This window comes from Paenibacillus sp. FSL M7-1455, from assembly GCF_038004655.1.
Lineage (GTDB): Bacteria > Bacillota > Bacilli > Paenibacillales > Paenibacillaceae > Paenibacillus_AQ > Paenibacillus_AQ cookii.
This window is the reverse complement of record NZ_JBBORO010000001.1, coordinates 339,818-357,066: the sequence shown is the minus strand read 5'-3', so window position 1 is coordinate 357,066 and position 17,249 is coordinate 339,818. Positions and strand designations below refer to the sequence as shown.

Sequence of the window (17,249 nt, the reverse complement as noted above, 5' to 3'; positions counted from 1 at the left end):
AAAAACGGCGGCAATAATACACCGCCGTTTTCATCTATTATCCCCTTAAGGCTTCACGCTATAAGTGAAAGAAATATCTTTACTACTTGAATCATATAGCGAACCCGTAGCCCCATAATATACGTCCCACTTTACTTTCATAACACCATTAGCCGTTGCAGAAGTTCCTGTAGTGCTGTCATACTGTACAGTTGTCTGAAGAACCATATTATGACCTGTATTTGCACCGTTAATATCCGTATATCGATACATATCATAGTTTTTGGAATTCGCCCCCTCTACAACTGTAGGGTTTGAATTTAATTTTATGTTGGAAGATCCTAGCGTAACGGTTTTATCGGTTCCTGCATCCACGATCGCATTGATCCACCCCTTTATATCACTTATTGATGGAGCAGCCGGTAATGCAGTAGACCATAATTTTTCTGCAATTTTAAGTGTTAGCGATGACCCTGTTGCATAACTGCTTAATCTACCATCAGTCATTGCAAAAACGATCGTCGACTTCGCTCCAACACCGGTGGACAGTTTGACATTCCGATATCTGAACGGATTATCGATACTTCGGTTTGTTACCCCATTAACCGTTGTATGCTCAGCTATTTTAAAACTGTTTGTCCAAGTCGACTGGTTGGTAACATCCAAGGCCTTCCATGAACCATATGGCAAAGAATACGTTTGTACAAAGTCGGAACCAATATAAAATGACTGATAATATGTGGTGCTGTGGGTCCAATCGCTAAAATAGCCCACAGCCGTAGGTGACACCTCAGTTGGATTTACCCCCAGCATTTTCTTCATCTTATCATCTGTAGGAATATTACGTTTCTCATAGGGTTTAATAACGTTGATAAACCAGAAGAAATCCTTTGTTGTATCGATTGCTTCGTCGTTTGTGACGGTTACATGCGCTAATTGTTCAGGTAGCTCCATTTCGAGAAGGATGACATTATCTTCTTGGTCCGTCAAGTAAAGTTTTAAATGTGGCGTTTCCGCCAAGTTGTCATTTGTAATTACTTTATCAGGGGCTTTGTCGTTATAGATTTCGAATAAAAGAATACCAAAATGGTTCCCTTTATCTTCAATATCCCCCACTATGCTATTGATTGAATCTTCTTGCTTGTAGCCTTTGAAAAGTTTGCCGGTAGCATCCAATTCTTTAACTTGGTTATTGTAGTTTATTTCAGCTTTAAAGCTAAGATTAGCATCTTGAAGCTGAATATCATGGATGTTAGCGGTTACATTCTTATCTAAATTAGTAATTGCATTGTCTGAACTTGAAGGTGTGCCATAAAGCTGATTAAAGGTAGGGATTGGCAAAGCTACACCCTTAGCAATAACTTCTCCATCATCAATACTTTGCGCCTGTACTGGAAAGCTTAAGGTTATCATGAGTACTGCTGCAAGAAGAAAACTCGCTATTCCTTTCTTCATGGTATTCATCTCCTTCATTGGCTTTTTCCTATATTCGAACAATACTGCTTTATAGAATTTTCACCTCCATTTTTTAACGATACTACTGTTGTTTCTACTTAATAGAACACTATTAAACCTACAATAGTTACATAATTTATTCCTATATACCTAATTTATTTTATTTTGGGATTATTTTCTTTACTGAACAAAGCAAGCAGCCCCGGTCGCCATTGTCCAAGGCTGCCCAAAATTTACGCTAAACTAATTCACTGCTTCTTCCATCAGCTCTCCCAACAAGCGGAAGGCCTCCTGGATTTTCTCCTTCGGCACGTTTGCATACCGGTCCCCGATGCTGATCTCAAAAAAGCACGACCCCGCTTCCGTTCCGCGCAGCCAGGAGGATAACCCGACGCCCGTCGTTTCGGTGATATTTGCCAGGATCGGGGCGATCTTCTCCTCCGGGAGCCTGAAATGCACATGGAACATGTTCGATACCGGCACTTCCGGCCGGGTAGACACGCCTTCGCAGGCGTTGAACAGAGCCGCAATCTCCTTGGCTTCCCCGTAATACCGCGCCATGCTGCCGATCCGCCGGTCGAAATAGTATTCCGAGCTGACGATATACGGATACAGGCTGATCAGATCGCCGCCGTGGCGTCTCTTCCAAATTTTCGATTGCTCCGTAAACGAGGCGTCTCCCGCCAAAATCGCTCCCGCGATCCCGCCGATTCCTTTATAAAAGGATACGTACACGCTGTCGAACAGCGCGCAAATTTCCGCAGCCGATTTATTGTAGTAAGGGGTAATCTCGAACAATCTCGCCCCGTCCAAATGCAGCCGGATTCCTTTTTCCCGGCAATAGGCGGAGATCGCCTCAAGCTCCCCGTACGGCGGCAGCTGGCCGCCGATTTCGCGCTGCGGCAGCTCCAGGAGCAGACAGGATATCTCGCCTTCCATCTGCCGCACGTCGTCCAGCGTGATCAACCGTTCTTTGTCCGCAAGCAGAACCGCCTCAATATGATGCAGCTCCTTCATTCCGTCCTGCTCGTGGATTTCCAAATGGCAAAGCGGATGGTAGGCCACGCGTTTGAGCCCTTTTTCGTCGCACCAGATGCGAAGCGCGATTTGCTGGGCCATCGTCCCGCTCGGAAAAAATACCGCAGCCTCCTTGCCGAGATAGGACGCCATTTTATCCTGAAAATCCTCGATTACATTCCCCTTGCCGTACATATCGCTGCTCATGGAGCCCGGAACCTCTTCAAAAGCTTGCCGGAGCACCTGAACATCACGCGGCCCGTGGCCGCCCAGCGGATAGGCCGCCTGCTCGAATGCTTCCATCAATGTTTTACCGCCGCTCATACGATCATCCCCCCGGTATAGCGTGCACCATCGTCGTTTTACGGCCGACATGTCTTTTTATAACCTTGCTCCGCCAGCCTGGCGTTGGTCCCCGCAATCTCTCTCCGCTAAATCGATCAACCCGCCGACGGTTCCTATTCGTTACGCATCGACGCCCAATGCCGGTTGATACATAGCTATCTACTAGTTTACTGTAAAACTTCGCTTGCGGCTAAGGCCGCATGCATAAATAAACTCGCGTATCGTCATTCGGAGCCGCTCCGGATACCGATATCCCGGATCAGCACCGTCCCTTGATCCGTCTTATCGAACGCAAAGACGATTTTTTGCAGTTGCTCCGGCTGAAAACTTGGATTGATTTTCTTGAAATCGGCCAGCCGGAAGGCGAAGTTTTGAAACACGGGCTCTTTGATCGGCAGAGCGGAAGCAAACGGCCACTTTACGATTTTGCCTTCGAACATCGGCAGCAGGCTGCCGGCGCTGCTCAGCGGCAATTCCGCCCGGCTGCCGTTTTTGTCCTCGACCCTGATGGTTAAATCGACAAGCTCGTTTTTGCCGGAAGCTTTTTTCTTGTCATCCCGGTCCGCCATCGAAAAGACGATGGCGCCGTTCGACCGGATGCCGGACTCGCCGCCAGGCAGAACGACTGTGTAGGAGGGGAGTCTGGCGCCCGGCGCACGTTCCCAGCTAAGACTTACGGCACCGTACTCCGCGGGGGCAAACTTCATCTCGACCTTCTCCTCCTTCCATTCCTTCAATCCCTCGCCAACCAGCCGTCCGCCATGCAGCGTCGTCGTGCCGGGATCGGCGTCTTCGTCGAAACTTGCGACAAGGGCCGTTTTCGAATCCCAGTAATTACTGATATACATCGTATCGGGCAGCCATTCCCGGGCATGGCCAAGATCCCGAAAGACGGCGCCGTATTCTTTCTTTTCATGCAACGTCGCCTCAAGGAACGAGGAAATCAGCACTTTGGCTGCCTGAAGCTGTTCCTCCTGGGGGATAAGCTGCGCGATATTGTACAGTTTGTTGCCGAGTCCCGCGCCATCGGTCCGCCCCCATACCGTGTTGAATTGCCCATGATTTGCTCCGTGCATGTAAACCGACGATTTGAAATAATCGCCGCTTCCCGTGTAGCGAATCCGGCTGAACTGGCTCGCCCCGTCGAACGAGCTGACATCCATGTCATGCGAGCCCTGCAAAGCCAGGTAATTGACGTCTTTCAGGACAGTCGGTTGCCCCGCAGGCTTGTATTGCCCGTCCGTGCCCGCAATCGATACGACCGAACGTATGCCGAAGTTGTAGCTGAACTTGATGTTGGCATTCTCCGGATAGGCGGACAGCCTGTTATAAGCCGCAGCGACCGATACTGCTTCTCCGCCCCGGGAATGGCCGATCAATGCGATCCGGCTCATGTCCGCCTTGCCGTAAAACGGGTTGCCCTTCGCTTTATTCCATCCGTCCCATACCTTCAAATGCTGCAGCATAAGCCAGCCCCGGGCCGGATTTTCTTTCTCCAGCACATTCAGCATAAACAAGTCGTCGTACGGGGACGTGTTCAGGAAGTTTTCGTCGATCGACACGGCGATGAATCCGCGGCTTGCCAGCAGATTCCCAAGATATGCGTATCCGACATCCGAATACTCGGTCGCCACATGATTGCCATGCGCGATCACGACCAAGGGGAATGGCCCGGCGCCGTCGGGATACCAGACATGCCCGTTCAGAGGCATCGCCTCCGGCCCGAACCCGAACGTATGCGTTCGGATCGAAGACCAATTTTTCACGAAGGCCGAACCGTCCACCTGCCGGGTTACGAGCGAATCCTTTGCGTTGAATTCCTTCCGATAGCTGTTTGCGCTGCCGTATGTCAATGTTTTGACGGCAAAAGGGCCGGGTTTCGCCGGATTTTCCATCGCTGCTGGGTAACGGTCCGCCGGTTTCATCGTTTTCAGCCGGTACGGTTTTGCCAACTCCGCGTTCCCGCCGCTTGCCAGCCAGCATCCGCCGACGGCGATGAAAGCGATCGCGGCGAGCGCAGCGGATACGGCCGTCACTTTCGCGATCGTTTTGGCTTTACGGTAAGCTCCCGTGACCCATCGAAACAGAATCGCTCCCAACAAGGAGAAGGCGGCAACCATCGACAAAGCCGTGGCCAACATGAGCTGCACCGGGCCGATGAAGCTGACAATCAACAGGCAGAATGAAGCCAGTGCGAGCCAAACATAACGTGTCGGCATCCGCTTCGCCCAGTGCAGCAGCCCTGCCAGCACACCGGTAATAAGGGCGACCGCGAGCATAAACAAGACGACGCCGGTCAAGTAATCGCCCAAACCACGCTCCCCGATGAGAAAATACCCCTGCATGAAAAAAATCGGGCAAACAAGGGCGGCCAGTAGTATCATCGCTCCTTTCCAGCCCGGGGCAAGCGGCGCAAAACGCTTGTTCCGGGTCATGATTTGGGCAAACCACGCCAACCCTTTCACCGTCCGTTTAGTGGATTCAAGCTCCGTATTCGCCATATAACAACCTCTCTTCCTCATCAATTCGATGGCCAAAACGTTTGGCATGGCCTAATTGTAAGCACCGTTTCTTTCCGACGGCTTTCCCTTTTCTTAAAATAACCTTACAACGCAGGAATTCGGCTGACAGGCTTCGAACAGTACGGGTACAGGGAGGTGGGATGGTGCGCAAGACGATTTTGCTTGTCGACGACGATCCGGATATTGCGGATATGTTAAAGATTTTTCTTGAAAAACATTTTGACGTTCTCGAAGCCAAAGACGGACACGAAGCGATGGAACTGTTCTCGCGGGCCGCGGTCGATTTGGCCGTGGTCGATATCATGATGCCGCACCTTGACGGCTACCAGCTGCTGCAATGGATACGCCGGCATTCCAAACTGCCGGTGATCGTGTTGTCGGCCAAAAGCGAGGACACGGATAAAATTGCGGGGCTCAGTCTCGGCGCCGACGATTTTATTACGAAACCGTTCAGCCCGCTGGAGGTTGTGGCGCGCATTCAGGCGCAGCTGCGGAGAACGTATGAATTTAACGATTCGGCTCCGGCTCCCGCGCCGGCCGAGGACGAGCCGGCCGAAACGCGGTTCGGCGAGCTGGTATTGGATCATGAGGCGTGCATGCTGTACAAACGAGGCGAGCCGGTTGCGCTCAGCGCCATCGAATATAAGCTGTTGAAGCTGTTTATGGGCAGGCCGGGCCGAATCTATACGAAAAAACAAATTTTCGAAAACGTATGGGAAGACCCGTATATCGCCGACGACAATACGATCATGGTCCAGATCAGCAGGCTCCGCGAAAAGATCGAGGACTCCCCGCGCGAGCCCTTTTATCTGAAAACGGTTCGGGGACTCGGGTACCGGTTTGCTAAACGGGAGGAGCTCCATGCGAGGTAAATCGACGTTGTCCGGGATGCTGCTCCGGAACTACATTTTCTTTTCGCTGACGGTTGGGGCCAGCGTTTTGCTGGTTCTGCTTTTTTTCGTCGAGCGTACGAGCGAGCGGATGCCTTCGCAAGGGGCATCTCCGCTGCAAGCCGGAGAAATCGTTCGGCCCCATACGGATGATATGCCGTTAGAGGCTGTTTTAGCGCTCCATGGTTGGGTGGAGATTCTCGACGAAGGGCTGCGCGTGATCGAAATCAAAGGCAGCAGAGCAGGCGTACCCTCTTCCTACACGGAAGAGAAACTAAACCGATTATTTCACGACGAAAAGCAAAATCCGTATTATACGTCGATTGCCCCGTTCCGCAACGATGACGGACAACTTCGTTACGCTTTGGTCAGGCTGCCGAAAAACAACGTAAAAATAGAGATGGCCCCTCTCGTGGAAACAACGGAGAACCAGGCGATTTTCTGGAAGGCTTCGGCGGAGGCAGGACTCCTGTTCCTGGTCCTGTTCGGGTTTAACGTTTTGGTATACAGCCGGTTGACCGCTGTTCGGCTGACGAATCCGTTAAGCGCCATCGCGGCGGGCATACGCAGCGTGGCAGGCGGGCTGTACCACAAAAGGCTCCGATTTAAGGCAAGCTTTGAGCTGGTGCAGATTCAGGAAAGCTTTAACGCAATGGCCGAAAAGCTGGAACAAACTGAGTCGGATAAACGCCTGCTGGAGGAAAGCAGGCAGCAGATGCTCATGCATATTTCGCATGATTTGAAAACGCCGATCACGGCAATCCAAGGCTACGCCGAGGCCCTTCAGCTCGGCATGGTCGAGGATGAGGCGAAAAAGCTTCGGACGATCCGCCGGATCCACGACAAGGCGGAGCTTGTGGCCGAACTCCTTGAAGATATGTTCGAGCTTTTCAAGTTGGAAAGTCCGGACTACCCGGTCATCAAAGAAGCGCTCGATCTGGCGGAATTTCTTCGCGAGATGGCGGTGGACTATTACGATCCGTTCGAAGAGAAGCAGTTGCTCTTCGAGTGCGATATTCCGCCGGGGGAGGTGATCGTGCCTTTTAACGATAAGCTGCTGTACCGAGCCGTCTCTAACCTGCTCGCCAACGCGCTGAAATACAATCCGCCGGGAACGCATGTGCAGCTGGTACTCCTCGACGGGCACAAGACAGTGCGCATCGAAGTGTCCGACAATGGCATCGGCATTCCGGACGCATTGCGGGACAGCGTATTCGACGCGTTCGTCCGCGGCGACGCCGCGAGGAAAAGCGACGGCGGAACGGGCTTGGGGCTGACGATTGCAAAGCATGTGGCGGCGAAGCACGGCGGCAGTCTCGCGCTGGATACGGGCGGGAACCGGACTCGGTTTGCTTTAACGCTGCCGAAGATCGACAGCCGCGTGAACTGACGCCCAAAGCCATGCCGTTTCGAATGTCTGCATCCGGATGGCAACATTGTAGGCGCATTCCGCGCAAAAACCCCTGCTTCGCCGTGAAGGCAAAGCCAGGGGTTTTTTACGATCTCCTTGAGTATGTTACAGCATGTTTTATCTATCCGAGTTGTTGAAGAGAGGATTTTCCCGATCCTTATTTCGCCGCCGCTTCCTGCTCCGCGATGGCCTGCTTGAACTGCTGCAGCAGGTCGGCCAGCGCAGCCCGGATGGCATCCGCATCTTTGGATTCCTCAGCCTTGGCCAGCGCAGCCCATGCTTTCGGGAAAGCGGCGTCCGCTTCCTTCGCTTCCGCGGCCATCATCGTAACCGTAAGGGCCCCGCGTTCCGCCCGATCCTCCGCAACCGGCTTCGGATCTTTGGACGATGCGTCCAACTGGATTGCGGGAATGACTGTTTCAAAGGTAACCTTTCCGCCCTCGGCTTCCTTTTCGATGACTTTGATCATTTTCACCGCAGGAACCGCCTTCGCTAACGGGGCGGACGGCTCGGCATCGCCGGATTTGGCTCCGGCTCCGGCCTCGGCGACTTTCACCGCCACGGACAGCTTGTCGATGCGGATATCCTTGTCGCTGACCGGAAGCGCCGTTTTTCCGAATTGCGCAAGCGTTTTCCGCCAGTCCTCCACCGTTTCGGGCGCGTATTGTTTCGCAAGCTCAAGCGGGTCGGTCAATCTGGAAATGACGATGTTTTGCGGCTTGCCGTTTTCGCCGACCACGGCCGCCGTGGCCTGGATTTTTGCGGCCGGTGCCTCGGGCTTTGGCGCGCTGTCGGCATGGGTGATCGCCGGCGCGGCAACCGCGGACAACATGGCGGCCGACAAGGCCGTCTTTTTAAGTATGTTTTGCATCTTCATGGTTCAACACTCCTTTTATTGGTTTGCACGTCCCAGTGTACCTAAAAAGGATGGCAAAGCATGGCTTGATCGATGGAAAAACGATGGCACCCGTAAGCCCGGCCGGCGGGCAAGATGAAATTCCTTCAGCTTCAAAGCCATTCCGCCAACGTCTCGGCAATGATGTCGAATGCCAGCACGGCAGCCTCCGAACAAGCAAAAAGGACGCACCAGCAAAACAGCACCAAACCCGTTATCCGGCATGTCTTTTTGAGGGCTGCCCGAAACCGGGCCTCCGGATCGCGAAATTCTTCGTCCATCGTTTTTCCTCCTTTTGCGGCAGCCTTAGGCCGCCTTTGGCGGCATCGCCCGAACCGGCGGCCGGTGCCTGCATGTCCAAGTATAGGGAGGGTTTGTGTCATGCGATTGTCAGGCCGCCTGCGGATTTATGGAAAAACGATGGCATTTTCCATTGGAGGCCCGCCCGTTGGTATACTGGAGGAAGAGAAACGGGAGGATTTGAACATGAATAACCAATATACCATCGCCGTCGTGGATGACGATACGAATATACGCCTTTTGGTCGAAGCTTTTTTGCAAAAGGAAAACTACCGCACCGTCGGGCTGGCTAGCGCGGAAGAAGCATGGGAGCTGTGGCGGAGCAGTCCGCCGGATCTGTGGGTGCTCGATATCATGCTTCCCGGCATGGACGGGTATGAATTCTGCAGACGAATCCGCAGCGAAGCGGAAGTGCCTATCATCATGATTTCCGCAAAGGACAATGAAGTCGATAAAATCCTGGGCCTCGAACTCGGCAGCGACGATTATATGGTCAAGCCCTTCAGCCCGCGCGAGCTGGTCGCCCGCATCAAAAGACAGCTGCAGCGCTGGTACAAACTGAACGGTCCGGAAGGACAGCCGCCATCTTCCCCCGTCCGGGTCGGGCTTGGCCGCCTGCAGCTGCTGCCGGAAGAGCGCCGCGTCTTTTGGGACGGAGAGGAAGTGGATCTGACCAGCAAAGAGTTTGCGATGCTGCAGGTTTTTGCGGAAAATCCGAACCGCGCCTTTACGAGGGACGAGCTGCTGACCTATGTATGGGGCGAAGATTATTTTGGCAGCGACCGGGCGGTAGACCATTTGATCAAACGGATGCGCAAAAAAATAAGCCGGCTTCCCATCGAAGCGGTATGGGGGCATGGTTACCGGATGAGACATGATGGAGGCGATCAATCCCTATGAAACTCGTTCACCAAATCAATCTCGCGTTTGGCATCGCGCTGGTACTGGTGCTGGTCGTGGCCGGATTCGTCCTGCATTACGTGCTGCTCGACCATCTGATCGGCGCGCAAAAAGAGGATTTGAAAGCGATGAGCGTCGAGATGACGACCTCGCTGAAGATGGAAATTCTCCCCCTGGAGAGCCGTGCCGCCAAACAAGGAACGATGGCAATGCCCGTCACCCCCTCGAAGGCCGGCATCAGCGCCATTTTGACCGACAAGACGGGCAGCATCATCGCAATGTCCCCATCCCCCCTTGAAATGAAACACATGCAGCCTTTGGCGGCGGCCGTAAGCAGTACGGAAGCGCAGAGCGCGCAAAAAATCCTCGACGGCTTCGATAAAAACTACATTACGGTCGATCAACTGACCCCTCAGGGGAAACTGACGCTGTATACGCCGATGAGCAAAATCCGCATGATCGAACAGGCTTTGCTGAAGCGGCTGCTGATCATTTTCGGCACGGCGGGACTCGCGATGTTTCTCTTCAGCCTATTTATTACGAGAAAACTCATCCGGCCGTTGATCCGGCTTCGCGATGAGCTCGCCAAAGTCAAGGAACGCCGTTTCGCGGACGTTACCTTCATCAAAGCCGGAGGCGAAATCGGCTCGGTCGCCGCATCGGTCTACGACATGGCCAAGGAGCTGAACCGCTTCAACCATGTCCAAAAGCAGTTTTTCCAAAACGCGTCCCATGAACTAAAAACGCCGCTTATGTCCATCTCCGGGTACGCGGAGGGCATTCGCGACGGCGTGTTTGAAGGGGACAACGTGCGGAAAGGGCTCGATATCATCATGAACGAAAGCGCGCGGCTCAAAAAGCTCGTGACCGAAATGACGCTGCTGGCCAAGCTGGACAGCGAAGAGGACGTGTTCAAAGACGAGGAGATTTGCGTGCGGGAGCTGCTGACGGAGACGGTGGAGCGGCTGAATCCGCTGCTCGTCAAAAAGGGCATCATCCTGCATACGGAGTGCGGAAAGCTTCATGCCGGCACGCTGCGCGCAGACCGCGACAAGCTGCTGCAAGCCATGCTGAACGTGGTCTCCAATGCGGTGCGTTATGCGCGGCAGCATATTTACATTCATGCCGAAACCCGCGACGGGCGAATCGTGATCCGCGTCAGCGACGACGGGCCGGGTATTCCGGAGGACCTGCTGCCCTATCTGTTCCACCGTTTCGTGAAAGGCAAAGACGGCGAATCCGGCTTGGGCCTCGCCATCTCCCGCGCAATCGTCGAGCGGTGCGGCGGCTTGATCCGCGCAGGCAACGCCCGCGGCGGCGGCGCGGTAATTTCGCTGCAGTTTCCCGGAGCCGGGTAGCTGGAAATCGATTGGAGGATGCATCGGCATCCTCCTTTTATTTGTGGGTATATCCAAGAGCCTCCGCAGCGGATCAACGGTCGCTTGGCTCTATATCGTGCCGCTTCTTATCGCAGCAGCTTCACAAGCCTCAGCCCGGAACGCAGCCGCGGCCGCTTTAAATGCTCCTGCACGTACCGGTAATCGGTCAACTCGACATCGGCGTCGCGCAGGGCGTAAGCAAAATCGTCATCAAAAGGCAGGCGGTATTCCCACACTCTCTTTTCATAATTCGGGATATGCTCCTGCATCCAGGGATCGGGAACGCCGGGATGAATGTACGTTTCGCAGACGCCGTCGGGCAACCGGTATAACTTGGCGATGATCGACTGCTTGAAGCTGTCGTACGTTTCCCCGTCCTCGACCGCAAAAGGATGCGACAGCAAGTAATCGGGAATCGGCACGCCGAAGGCGTCGGCCAGCGCCGCCACTTGGGCCACCGGCCGTTCGATGCCCTCCAAGGAACCAAGCAGCGGATCCTCCTTGTAAATGCGGCGAAAAAAGCGCATCGGCAGCTTCCAGCGCGATACCTTCCACAACGTCTGGGGGAGCAGGCTGCGCCCGGTTTCCATGCCGTACAGGCTCCCCATATGATTGTCGACATGGCTGACCGCAATGCCGGCCTTCCGCGCCAGCCCGTACTGCGCGTCGATTTCTTTCATGACCGCCCTCGTAGCCGCGCCTTGCTCGAACTCTTTTACGGTGCGGTATTGATATCCGCTGTCGTCATGCAGCGACCGGTCGCCCGTCAGGCTGCGCCAGCGGAGCGCCTCGAATTCGCTTGTCATCGTCAGATGCAGTCCGACATTGGGCTGGGGCCGTTTGGCGGTCCATGCGGCCGCTTCCTCGAACCCGGGAGCCACCGTCATGATCGTCGCCGACGATACCTTCCCTTCCTCCAGCAGCGCCATGATCGCTTGATTCAAGGCCGGGCTTTGCCCGAAATCGTCACAATTGAGGATGAGTTTTTTCCCCATGCGTTACATCCCCTCTCCGATGCGTCGTAAATTCAAACCGGGTCAGCAGCGATATCGCGATCGAGATCAGCAGCAAACAGAACGGCACCGCGCTGATCAGCACGCGAAACGTCATTTCCGGATTCGGGCCCGGTTTGTCGCCGCTTTCATACCCGAACACCAGACCTACGCCCAAAAACGCAAGCGCCGATATCAACCCGCTGGAACGCGTAATGAATCCGGCGACCGCGGTATAGATGCCTTCCCGGCGCAGCCCCGTTTTTTCGGCGTCTTCGTCGATGATCCGCCCGCTCACCATCGCCGGGGTCACCAAAAAACCGGCCAGGCCGAAGCCGACGGCGATGCCCGCCAGCAATCCGCTGACCAGGTTAAACCCGAACCAAAGCGGCAGCACGGAAACGGCATAAACGGCGAGCGACAGCCTCCATACCTTCACCCCGTCCAGCTTGCGGCATATCCAATACCAGACGAACACGAGCGGGATAACTGACACGAATACGGCGGCCATGATGAGCGTCACCTGCGCGTCGCTGATTTTCAGCACGTATTTTGCGTAAAAAGGGATGATCGAGCTGATCAAGCCGTTCACCGTCTGGGCAAATGAATTCGAAATGTTAAACAGCCAAAACTTTTTGTTGCCAAGCGTTTCCCGAAACGCGGCCACCAGCTTTAGCGGTTCGCCGGCGCTGTATTCCTCGCGCTCCCGGACCCCCAGCATGCAGACCAGCATCGCAATGCCGAACACGAAGGCGTAAATAATCGACATGTTGGTAAAATCGAGCGCATTAAAAACGATTGGCGTGAGCGCCGAACCGATCAACAGCGCGACGACTTGATAGCTCTGCTGGATCGCGGAGGCTTTGGCGCGCAGCCGGTCGCCGTGATACAGCTCGGGGAACAACGCCCCGTAATTGACCCACAGCACCGTCGAAACGGCTTCGAACAAAACCAAGGCCGTCAGGAACCAGGCGAACAAGCCGTTCTGCGACAGCCCTCCCGGCGGGGAAAACACCATGATGAACGTGAGCATAAACAGCGGCATGGCGCCGAACACCCAAGGCCGCCGCCTTCCGAGGCGGGTGTGGGTCCGGTCCGACCAGTGCCCGAACAGCGGGTTGTTGACCGCATCCCAGACGAGAAAAATAGTGCGGGCCAGCGTCGCCAGTCCGATGCCGAGACCCAGCTTCTCCACGTAAAAAAAGCTGTAATATGAGCTGAACGCCTGACTCGGCACCATCATGGCAAACATGCCGAGGGCGAAGATGTACGGCGAATTGACCCATTTGCGCTGCATGCGCGATTCCCCCCATACCGTAAAATAACTTGTTTTATCTTATTCAACGGCCGGGAGATATTACCTTCCTTGCCAGGAAGTCTTTATGATCCGCAGGGCTTGGACGGGAAGCCGTTTCCGTAAGGCTGATCCCCCGTATTAAATTTGCATAAAAACGAAAATTCCTTGCCGATGTCATCAACTGTATATTGCCGGTAAAATCAACCGCGTTATATTATTAAGGCGGATTTATCATCCAAATATCTCATCATGAAAGGCAAATTCCCTGCAAGTTTTGCTGTGTATGGCTTTTCCATCAAACAAAACCATTATGGAGGGACAAATGAAGAAAACAAAAATGAAAGCCTTCTCAATGTTGTTGGCAGCCGTCCTGCTGATGCCTGCCGTCCACCCGACCGCGGCGCTCGCGAAACCTGAAGTTCAGGACATGTCCGCCGCCTCAAAGGACTTGCCGCCCCCGGCTGCCGGAGAACACGATACCGAAAAACCTGCCGGCGTCACCGACGACGTATACGGACAGGATCCCGGCGGATCTGCAAACGGGCCGCAGGCAGGCGAAGCCGGTTTGGCCGCAACATCCACATTCGGCGGAACCAATTTGGCGCTTCACCAACCCGTTTTCGCTTCCGGCAACGAAGTCGATTATCTGAATCCGGAGCTGGCCGTGGACGGAAAAGGAAACACCAGATGGTCCTCCGCCTTGCAGGATGACCAATGGTTTTACGTCGATCTCGGCGAACCCCGGGAAATCGACCGCGTCGTGATCCGTTGGCAAACCCCTGCCGACTCTTATAAAATCCTCGTATCGGTCGACGGCGAAAACTGGGAGAACATCCGGGCCAACGACGGCATCATCTCCTGCAAAGGCGGCGTCGAAACGATCGACTTCGCTTTGCGCGAAGCGCGCTACGTCAAATTCCAAGGCGTCAAACGGGCGCCTGTGGAAGGCACGCTGTACGGGTATTCCTTCTATGAATTCGAGGTTTATCAGCTGCACGACCTGCAATCGATCATCGACAACGTCGCCGCCGCGTTAACCGTCCGGCCGGGGCAAACGCAGCTGGACTGGTCAGATGCTGGCGTGCCGGAAGGGTACCGGGTCAGCTTGTACGGAAGCGACCGCCTGCCGGTGATCGGCATGGACGGCCAAATCCGCACGCCGCTGGTCGATGCCAAAGTCCATTTGATCGTGCAGGTGGAAGACGGGAAAAACCCGGACCGGAAGCTGCTCTCGGGGAACATACCGGTCGTGGTGCCGGGACTGCATAAGCAAACCCCGGACCGCAACTCCGAGCCCGACGTCATCCCTTCCCTGCAGGAATGGTACGGAGACAGCGGCCGGTTTGCGCTCAAAAAATCGTCGCGCATCGTCGTGAATCCGCAGGACGAAGCGGCTTTGCGGAACGCGGCCGAGCTGACCCGCGAGGATTTGCTCGACATGACCGGATACGATCTCAAAGTCGTGGCCGGCAAACCGAAAACAGGCGATTTGTATTTGTCCATCGATCCGTCCCTCGCATGGCTCGGCGAAGAAGGCAACCTGTTCCGGGTCGGGGACTACGTTTCGATCTCCTCCGTTTCCGCCAAAGGGGCGTTTTACGGCACCCGGACCGCGCTGCAGATTCTCAAGCAGCATCCGGACCGCACCATCCCGAAGGGGGAAGCGAGAGATTATCCGAAATATGCGCAGCGCGGATTGATGATCGACGTCGCGCGCAAATTTTACACGATCGATTTTCTCCGGAGCTACGTCAAATTGCTGTCCTGGTACAAAATGAACACGTTCCAAATCCATTTGAACGATGATGTCGGCACGCCGTTCGCCGACGGAACGAACGCCGCCTTCCGTTTGGAAAGCACCACCTTCCCGGACTCGCGAGTCCAAACGGCCATTATACGAAGCAGGAGTTCAAAGACCTGCAGCGGCTTGGCATGGAATACGGCGTCAACGTCATTCCGGAGATCGATACGCCGGGGCATTCCGGCGCGTTTATTTCCTACAATCCGGCGCTCGGTGAGAGCCGCAACCTCGATATTTCCAAACCGGAAACCGTTCGGTTCGTGAAATCGTTATTCGATGAATATTTGGACGGAAGCGACCCGACGTTCATCGGCCCGGACGTTAACATCGGCACGGACGAATACCACGGACCGGATGTCGAGGTTTTCCGGGGGTACATGGATACGCTGATCAAGCATATCAACAGCAAAGGCAAACGTCCGCATCTGTGGGGCGGGCTCACCCAATACAACGGCGTGACCCCGATCAGCACCGACGCGACGATGAATATTTGGCATGAGCCTTACGGTTCGGCGCAGCAGGCGGTCGATCTCGGCTACGACGTCGTCAATGCCCAAAACGTATACATGTACATCGTTCCTACGTTATACGGCGATTATTTGAATTCCCAATTCCTCTATAACGAGTGGGAGCCGGTCAAATGGGAAACGACCACGCTTCCTTACGGGCATCCGCGCGTCAAAGGTGGCATGTTCTGCTTATGGAACGACGTGTCCGACGCCAACGGCTTATCGATGGACGATTCGCATGAGCGGCTGCTTCCCGGCATTCAAGCCGTATCGGAAAAAATGTGGACCGGAACGCGGGAAGACCGATCCTTCCAGAAATTCGAGCAGCGGGCGAAAGCCATAGCCGACGCGCCGAACGCCGACCTGTCCCACAAGATCGCCGTAGATAACGATGAAAACAGCGTCATTCAATACCTTTTTGAAAACCGGTTCAAGGATGAATCCGGCAACCGCTTCGACGGCAAGGGCGTCAACGTCGACACGGCCGACGGGAAATACGGCAAAGGCGCCCGCCTGAACGGCGGGAAAAGCTACATCCAAACGCCGATCGAGTCCCTAGGTTTCGGTTGGACGGTATCGATGTGGATCAAACCCGACCCGGGCAACCCGGACAATGCCGTACTGATGGAATCCCCTGCCGGTACGCTCAAGCTCAAACAAGGCGCTTCCGGAAAGCTCGGGTTTACGAAAGAGCATTACGACAGCACGTTCAACTATGCGGTTCCGGAAGGCAAGTGGACGCATATCACGCTGAAAGGCGACAAAAAAGGCGTGACGCTGTTCGTTAACCTGGACGAATATGTGGAAAGGCTGGAGGAACAAGCCCCGAAACTGCATACGCTCGTGCTGCCGACGCTCCGGATCGGAAGCGATACGAACGCGTTTAACGGCATGCTGGACAACGTCATGATCTACAACAAGCCGATCGATCTGCTTAGCAGCGACAATTTGGCCCTTCATAAAGCCGCTGAATCGTCCGAAACCGAATTCCCGTATTACTCGCCCGACAAAGCCGTGGACGGGGACCTGTCCCCGCTCTCCAGATGGTCGAGCGCTTACGTGGATGACGCTTGGTTTATCGTCGATCTCGGCGAACCGAAAGACGTCAGCAAGGTCGTCATCAAGTGGCAGGGAGCCTACGCGGAGAAATACCAATTGTTCGTATCGACGGATAAGGAGAATTGGACGAACGTTTCCGGCGGGGATGGAACTATTTCCTCCAAAGGCACCCTGGACATCATTGCATTCGATCCGCAGGAGGCGCGTTACGTTAAATTCCAGGGCATCAAACGCGCCACCGTATTCGGAAACTCCTTCTTCGAATTCGAGGTGTACGGCCCGGATCATATTCAGGAATATAAGCAGTTGATTGCGCAAATGGATGAGCTTCTGCAGCAGACGAACAACGGAAATCTGCATAAACTGCTGCTGCAACTGCTGAACCGCTATCCGTATGATGCCAACCGCGAAATGCGTCCGATACAAGATCTAATTGACATGATTCAAGCCAATTGAACGACGGGGCAGTCCTAAACCATCCAACAGATGTGAACTGCC

Annotated in this window: 12 protein-coding genes and 1 pseudogene; 6 read left to right on the top strand and 7 right to left on the bottom strand. The window is 54.5% G+C overall.

The features are described from left to right. Positions 1-45: 45 nt before the first annotated feature. From NYE48_RS01605 to NYE48_RS01595, 3 genes are all read right to left on the bottom strand, one after another. Positions 46-1,434, bottom strand: coding sequence for a hypothetical protein (locus NYE48_RS01605; protein ID WP_212949443.1), 1,389 nt, complete (start codon positions 1,432-1,434; stop codon positions 46-48). Between the two features lie 243 nt (positions 1,435-1,677). Continuing rightward, entirely contained in the window at positions 1,678-2,775 is a 1,098-nt protein-coding gene (locus tag NYE48_RS01600; protein WP_340996471.1) for a threonine aldolase family protein, read from the bottom strand. Positions 2,776-3,020: 245 nt separating this feature from the next. Then, the gene (locus NYE48_RS01595; protein ID WP_340996469.1) at positions 3,021-5,297 is read right to left on the bottom strand and encodes an MFS transporter; all 2,277 of its coding nucleotides are present in this window, start codon (positions 5,295-5,297) and stop codon (positions 3,021-3,023) included. 164 nt (positions 5,298-5,461) lie between these two features. Here NYE48_RS01595 and NYE48_RS01590 point away from each other — a divergent pair, with 164 nt between their 5' ends. Beyond that, a complete protein-coding gene (locus NYE48_RS01590; protein ID WP_036715623.1) occupies positions 5,462-6,190 on the top strand; it encodes a response regulator transcription factor in 729 nt (242 codons plus the stop codon). Continuing rightward, positions 6,180-7,598, top strand: a complete 1,419-nt coding sequence (locus NYE48_RS01585; RefSeq protein WP_340996468.1) for a sensor histidine kinase — start codon at positions 6,180-6,182, stop codon at positions 7,596-7,598. Before NYE48_RS01590 ends, NYE48_RS01585 begins: the two co-directional genes overlap by 11 nt. Positions 7,599-7,776: 178 nt before the next feature. On the opposite strand, the gene NYE48_RS01580 is transcribed toward NYE48_RS01585, so the two are convergent. Continuing rightward, a complete protein-coding gene (locus NYE48_RS01580) occupies positions 7,777-8,496 on the bottom strand; it encodes a hypothetical protein (RefSeq protein WP_340996466.1) in 720 nt (239 codons plus the stop codon). Between the two features lie 131 nt (positions 8,497-8,627). Further along, positions 8,628-8,795, bottom strand: coding sequence for a hypothetical protein (locus NYE48_RS01575; protein WP_340996464.1), 168 nt, complete (start codon positions 8,793-8,795; stop codon positions 8,628-8,630). 205 nt (positions 8,796-9,000) lie between these two features. On the opposite strand from NYE48_RS01575, the gene NYE48_RS01570 reads away from it, so the two are divergent. Together NYE48_RS01570 and NYE48_RS01565 are read left to right on the top strand one after the other, a co-directional pair. Beyond that, positions 9,001-9,714, top strand: coding sequence for a response regulator transcription factor (locus tag NYE48_RS01570; protein WP_212949435.1), 714 nt, complete (start codon positions 9,001-9,003; stop codon positions 9,712-9,714). Continuing rightward, positions 9,711-11,072 carry a sensor histidine kinase gene (locus tag NYE48_RS01565; protein ID WP_340996461.1) on the top strand — a complete coding sequence of 454 codons (1,362 nt, stop codon included), beginning with the start codon at positions 9,711-9,713 and terminating at the stop codon, positions 11,070-11,072. The genes NYE48_RS01570 and NYE48_RS01565 overlap by 4 nt, the downstream gene beginning before the upstream one ends. Positions 11,073-11,179: 107 nt before the next feature. Here the strand turns inward: NYE48_RS01565 and NYE48_RS01560 are convergent, their stop codons facing one another. Both NYE48_RS01560 and NYE48_RS01555 read right to left on the bottom strand, forming a co-directional pair. After that, the gene (locus NYE48_RS01560; RefSeq protein ID WP_340996459.1) at positions 11,180-12,088 is read right to left on the bottom strand and encodes a polysaccharide deacetylase family protein; all 909 of its coding nucleotides are present in this window, start codon (positions 12,086-12,088) and stop codon (positions 11,180-11,182) included. Beyond that, complete coding sequence (locus tag NYE48_RS01555; protein WP_340996457.1) at positions 12,060-13,382, bottom strand: MFS transporter; 1,323 nt, start codon at positions 13,380-13,382, stop codon at positions 12,060-12,062. Before NYE48_RS01555 ends, NYE48_RS01560 begins: the two co-directional genes overlap by 29 nt. A gap of 283 nt (positions 13,383-13,665) precedes the next feature. Between NYE48_RS01555 and NYE48_RS01550 the strand changes: the two are divergent. Then, positions 13,666-15,141, top strand: a pseudogene (locus tag NYE48_RS01550) (glycoside hydrolase family 20 zincin-like fold domain-containing protein); the annotation flags it as partial. Positions 15,142-15,314: 173 nt separating this feature from the next. Further along, positions 15,315-17,207 carry a discoidin domain-containing protein gene (locus tag NYE48_RS01545; protein ID WP_340996455.1) on the top strand — a complete coding sequence of 631 codons (1,893 nt, stop codon included), beginning with the start codon at positions 15,315-15,317 and terminating at the stop codon, positions 17,205-17,207. Positions 17,208-17,249: the final 42 nt, after the last annotated feature.

Bases quoted from the DNA above. Each gene is read 5' to 3' on its own strand.
- NYE48_RS01555 (WP_340996457.1), bottom strand. From the start codon at position 13,382: ATGCAGCGCAAATGGGTCAATTCGCCGTACATCTTCGCCCTCGGCATG.
- NYE48_RS01575 (WP_340996464.1), bottom strand. From the start codon at position 8,795: ATGGACGAAGAATTTCGCGATCCGGAGGCCCGGTTTCGGGCAGCCCTC.
- NYE48_RS01565 (WP_340996461.1), top strand. From the start codon at position 9,711: ATGAAACTCGTTCACCAAATCAATCTCGCGTTTGGCATCGCGCTGGTA.
- NYE48_RS01595 (WP_340996469.1), bottom strand. From the start codon at position 5,297: ATGGCGAATACGGAGCTTGAATCCACTAAACGGACGGTGAAAGGGTTG.
- NYE48_RS01600 (WP_340996471.1), bottom strand. From the start codon at position 2,775: ATGAGCGGCGGTAAAACATTGATGGAAGCATTCGAGCAGGCGGCCTAT.
- NYE48_RS01545 (WP_340996455.1), top strand. From the start codon at position 15,315: ATGGAATACGGCGTCAACGTCATTCCGGAGATCGATACGCCGGGGCAT.
- NYE48_RS01560 (WP_340996459.1), bottom strand. From the start codon at position 12,088: ATGGGGAAAAAACTCATCCTCAATTGTGACGATTTCGGGCAAAGCCCG.
- NYE48_RS01580 (WP_340996466.1), bottom strand. From the start codon at position 8,496: ATGAAGATGCAAAACATACTTAAAAAGACGGCCTTGTCGGCCGCCATG.
- NYE48_RS01570 (WP_212949435.1), top strand. From the start codon at position 9,001: ATGAATAACCAATATACCATCGCCGTCGTGGATGACGATACGAATATA.
- NYE48_RS01585 (WP_340996468.1), top strand. From the start codon at position 6,180: ATGCGAGGTAAATCGACGTTGTCCGGGATGCTGCTCCGGAACTACATT.
- NYE48_RS01605 (WP_212949443.1), bottom strand. From the start codon at position 1,434: ATGAAGAAAGGAATAGCGAGTTTTCTTCTTGCAGCAGTACTCATGATA.